At 51.4% G+C, this 4670-nt stretch carries 1 protein-coding gene; it reads left to right on the forward strand.

The window, feature by feature from the left end; all coding sequences use genetic code 11:
* The first annotated feature begins 386 nt into the window (after positions 1-386).
* Positions 387-4541 (forward strand): FimV/HubP family polar landmark protein, encoded by a 4155-nt coding sequence (locus BIZ37_RS29495; protein ID WP_187464579.1) that lies wholly within the window; start codon positions 387-389, stop codon positions 4539-4541.
* The last annotated feature ends 129 nt before the right edge of the window (positions 4542-4670 follow it).

Here is a 4670-nt window from a genome sequence, read left to right on the forward strand (position 1 = left end):
CCACAGGACCACAGGACCACAGGACCACAGGACCACAGGACCACAGGACCACAGGACCACAGGACCACAGGACCACAGGACCACAGGACCACAGGACCCAACAGCGCCTTGCTTCTTAAAGCAGGGCGCTTTTTTATTGTCTAACACCTGACGGTGATTTAGGCGCTGTTGTATTTTCAACGTGCTGAATCTACTATCGTTCTGAGTAGGTCAACAATAGTGCGACTTTGCTCCCGAAGTCGAAATTGATTGGCTTGGTCACGCTCAAGATTATTGTGCATAGGCCGAAGTTAAATATTCTTGTATCATACGACGCTTGTATGTGTGCACATGATGTGCCCTTATTCATTCGTAGCTATTTTTCCTGCCAAAGAGGATGACAGGCAGTGTCTGACCTTTCGACGATGATAAAACGCTTTTTTCTGCCGGTAATTTTTTCCACCGCTGTAATTTCTTCTTCGGCCCATGCCAATACCATTCGTATTACCGGGCCTAACCAAGGTGTACAGCCTGCCGCTTCCTCATTGACGGAGAGCACCGCCGCGCCGGGGCAACCGTCTGCCGATGCATTCCGCTATGGCCCGACGACGAACTCTGAGACGTTGTGGTCTATTGCAACGCGCTACCGGCCGAATAATCAGGTCTCTATTTACCAGGTGATTGGCGCTATCTTCCGCCAGAACCCGCAGGCATTTGAGAATAGTAATATTCACGGCTTGATCCCAGGCAGCATGCTGGCTATCCCAACAGAATCACAGATGCGCCGAGAGAACATTGATGCTGTCAAGCAGCGCCTAGAAGCGGATCAAGGTTCGCCAGTACGCAGTCAGACTCGAACGGCTAATGCACCCAAGCCAGCAGCTCAAGCTGCCCAGCCTGTTGCCAGAGCGCCTGAACCAAAACCGACGCCAGCACCTAAAGCAGTAGAAGTTGCCCAAGAGGCCAAGGTTCAAGAGCCAACAGTAGTCGCAACACCACAGGAAAAAACACAGCCTGTGGTAGAGACAGAGGTTAAGACCGCCGAGCAAGCACCGGCAGTCGAAGCACCTGCAGCGACCGAGGCACTGATTCCGCCAAAGCCGACTGTCCTTCAGGCTCAGTTGGATGCCTCTGATGAGCAGATGACAAAATTGCTCGAGAGCAACCATTTATTGCGTGTTCGCCTGGCAGAGATGCAGCATGAAGTCTCGGCATTGAAGCAGCAATTGAGCGATGACGAAGTGCTTCGCGAGCAAATCAAAGGCTTTATCGACCAGCAGCGTGCGCTGCAGACACAAACTGTTGAGCCTGAGCCAACCTTGTTTGACCGCATGATTGCCAACCCGTTGATGTTGGCTGCGTTGGCTTTGATCCCTGGCGCCTTGATTGCAGGTGCATTGGTTTACTTCCTGCTTGGTCGCAAGCGTGAAGCGGAAGATGAGGTGAAGTCACTGGATGCGCCTCAGGCGCAAGATGAAGCTGCGATGATGCCACCGCCGCCACCTGTGCCTACTGACGACGAAGAGGTACCGAGCCTATCACTGGGCGATGATGATGAACTGGATGACCTCTTCGGTGATGACGACTCATTGTTTGATGATCCTGAAAGTAGCTTGTTTGGCCAAGATTCCCAGCTGGAATCGAAACGCGACGGCGATGACAACGGCTTTGAGCTGGGGGGTAACCTTGGTGCCAGCAGTATCTCTGTCAATAGCGATGATGAAGCTATCGGCCTTGAAGATATGGAGCGGGCTCTGGATGAAATGGACAAAAAGCCAGAGCCGAATTCAGATGAAGAGCTGGCTGCAATGTGGGAGCAGTCGCTGCAGGCCGATGAGGACGATGAAGATAGCTTTGATTTGTCTTATGACGGCGACGAGCTCGATCTTGATGCACCTTTGGATCCATCAGCGAAGGATGATCAGATAGTTGATCAGGCTATGCTGGATGATCTGTTCGCTTCAGCCTCTGATGATGTTTTGGACGAACAACCTCTGGATGAAGCGCCAGCAGAAAGCCAAGCTTTGGAAAGTCAAGGTTTGGATGATCAAGCTCCGCAGCCAAATCAGATGGTCGACCAAGATGAGTTGGATGCGCTGTTTGATAGTGTGGGTGGTGATGACAATGCTTTTGCACCCGAAGCGAAGCAAGAAACGGCTGAGCAAGCTGCGGTTGACCAAGCGTTAGCTGATATTGACATGATGGCATCGCCAGGCAGTGATGAGGATTTTGCCTCCATATTTGATGAGGCAGTTGAAAGTGCAGCGGCCCAGACACCAGATGACTCAACGGCACTACTTGATGAGCTGCTAGATGACGAAGATAGCCTGACATCTGATATTGAGCTGGAAGAAGACAGTACGGCGTTGCTTGATGAGTTGTTAGATGAGCCTGAAGCTGACAGTTTGTTAGCAAGCCAAGATATTGAAATTGATGAAAACAGTACTGAGCTACTGGACGAATTGCTGGCTGACACTGATGACGCTCTTGAGGGCATTGAGCCAGAAGCTGCAGTATCACTCGACGATATCACTATTGAAGAGAACAGTACTGAGTTGCTCGATGATATCCTAGAGCAACACTCACCAGTAGACACTGCTGAGAACTCTGCCGTTGAAGAGGCTGGTTCTATAGATGAGCTTCTTGCGGAGCATGGAGCGGAAAGTGTTCCTCAGCAAGAAAACAGCCTACATGGTTTAACTCAAGATCAATCTAATTTAAATCAAGAGCAGGTTATCGCTGAACAAAGTCAGCCATCATCACAGGCAGAGACCGCTGATGTTGATGTGCAGCCTGATAGCCCGGCTGACCCTGAACCTCAGCCAGAAATTGATGAAATCGAGCAACTTCTTGATTCAGCTGCGTTTGATACACCTGATTCTGACGGTTTGAACGACAGTGCCGAAATTGAAGCGATCGGCCAGACCGTTGAACAGTTACTGGAAAGCCTAGGTGATGAGGAACTGGACGGGGCAGCAGAGCAAAATGCTCATGAGGAAGCGATTGATGTCCAAGATGATGCCGACCTTCAAGAGCTCATCTTAGACGAACCGGCTTTTGATTTTGCTCCAGAAGAACAGGCACCTGAAGAGTTGGCAGTTGAAGAACCTAAGCTGCAAGCGCCTGTAGTTGAACCTGGGCCTGAGCTGACAAATCCTGAGCCGCAAACAGCGGGACAGCCGGTCACTGAATCAGCAGAGCCTGATGCTGAAGAGTTTCCTGTCTTTGATGAGGAAACACTGCTGGCAGAGCTTGAAATGGAACCTGAGCTTGACGGTGAGCACCGCCAGTTGGATGCCGAGCCAATTCAGGAGAATGATGATAGTGCTCCACTGACACTGGATGACTTACCTGAATTTGATGAAGAAGCGGCATTTAACGATCCTGAGATTGAGCAGCAGGCAGAGCAAGAGCAAGTACTGACTGATGATGATGAGCAAGCCATGCTCGATAACATCGTCCGTCAGTTACAGCAGGCGGCAGAAGCTGCTGAGAAGCCTCCAGTCCAGCCGGAAATGGCGGCAGACTTAACGCCAGAGCCTCAACCTCAGGAACAAGAGGCTGTTGCCGAGCAGCCAGCGAGCCCTTACTCGTTGCATGGACGCCCAGATATTGAGTTTGAAACGCTAGACCCAGCTAGCCTGCCAGAGTTCAGCGAAGATGAAGCCTTGCAGGCCTCATTTGATGAGCAGCATGAGCTTGAACAGTATGAGATGGAGCAGGGCAGCAAGGCGCAAGCCGCTGTGTCAGAAGGAATCGACTCACAGTCTGTTAGCCCTGAAGCAGTACAGCAACCTACAACTGTGCAAAATAGTGTTCCTTCGCCAGAAGCCCAGATGAGTGACGAGTTTGTTGATTCGGCGGGACTGGATATGGATGCCTTGCTGAGTGATCCCGAGTTGCAGGCGGACTGGGAGCGCGAACAACTGGTGGGGCACTCAGAAGACGTTGCTGGCGATGTGACTGCTGAAAAAGCATGGCCTGAAGAAGAGCAAGAGATCTGGTCAGCGAACAACCCGGAACCTGAGTTAGAGGGCGAAGACTGGGGTCAGCAACCAGAGATGAATCTTGAAGATGTCCCTGTCTTTGACGAAGACAACCTTCTCGATGAAGATAGTGCTGTTTCAGAAGTGTCTTCGGAGTCTATTGCTGACGTCGAGGCTAACGAGCTTTCTCTTGCTTTAGATGAAGAGGCTGCCAGCGAGTTGCTAGAGGAGCCTAAAGCGGAGGAGAAACCTGCCACACAGGCTGCGCAAGAGTCGTACATCAGTATTGATGAACTGATGAAGGATCTCGATGGTGAGTCGCTCGATAGTGAGTTGGATGAAGCCCCGCTCAACCTAGATGTCGGTTTGGATGAGTTCCCAGATGTATTGGCTGATATTGGCAGCATGGATATTGATAGCCAGGGCGAATTTGCCAGCAAACTGGACTTGGCCAAAGCCTACCTGGAAATGAACGACAGCGAAGGTGCCCGCGGCCTGCTGGAACAAGTCGCCCAAGGCGGCGATGACCAACTCAAGCAAGAAGCGGGAAGTTTGCTGGAGAAGCTAGGCCATTGATAAAATGGCTAGAGGTTAGAGGCTAGAGGCTAGAGGCTAGAGGCTAGAGGCCAGAGGAAGAGCAAGAGCTTGACAGGGTCAGGCTCTTGCAAACAATCTGGTTCGCCCATCGCCCATCGCCCATCGCCC

This window comes from Photobacterium sp. BZF1, from assembly GCF_014349205.1.
Taxonomy (GTDB): domain Bacteria; phylum Pseudomonadota; class Gammaproteobacteria; order Enterobacterales; family Vibrionaceae; genus Photobacterium.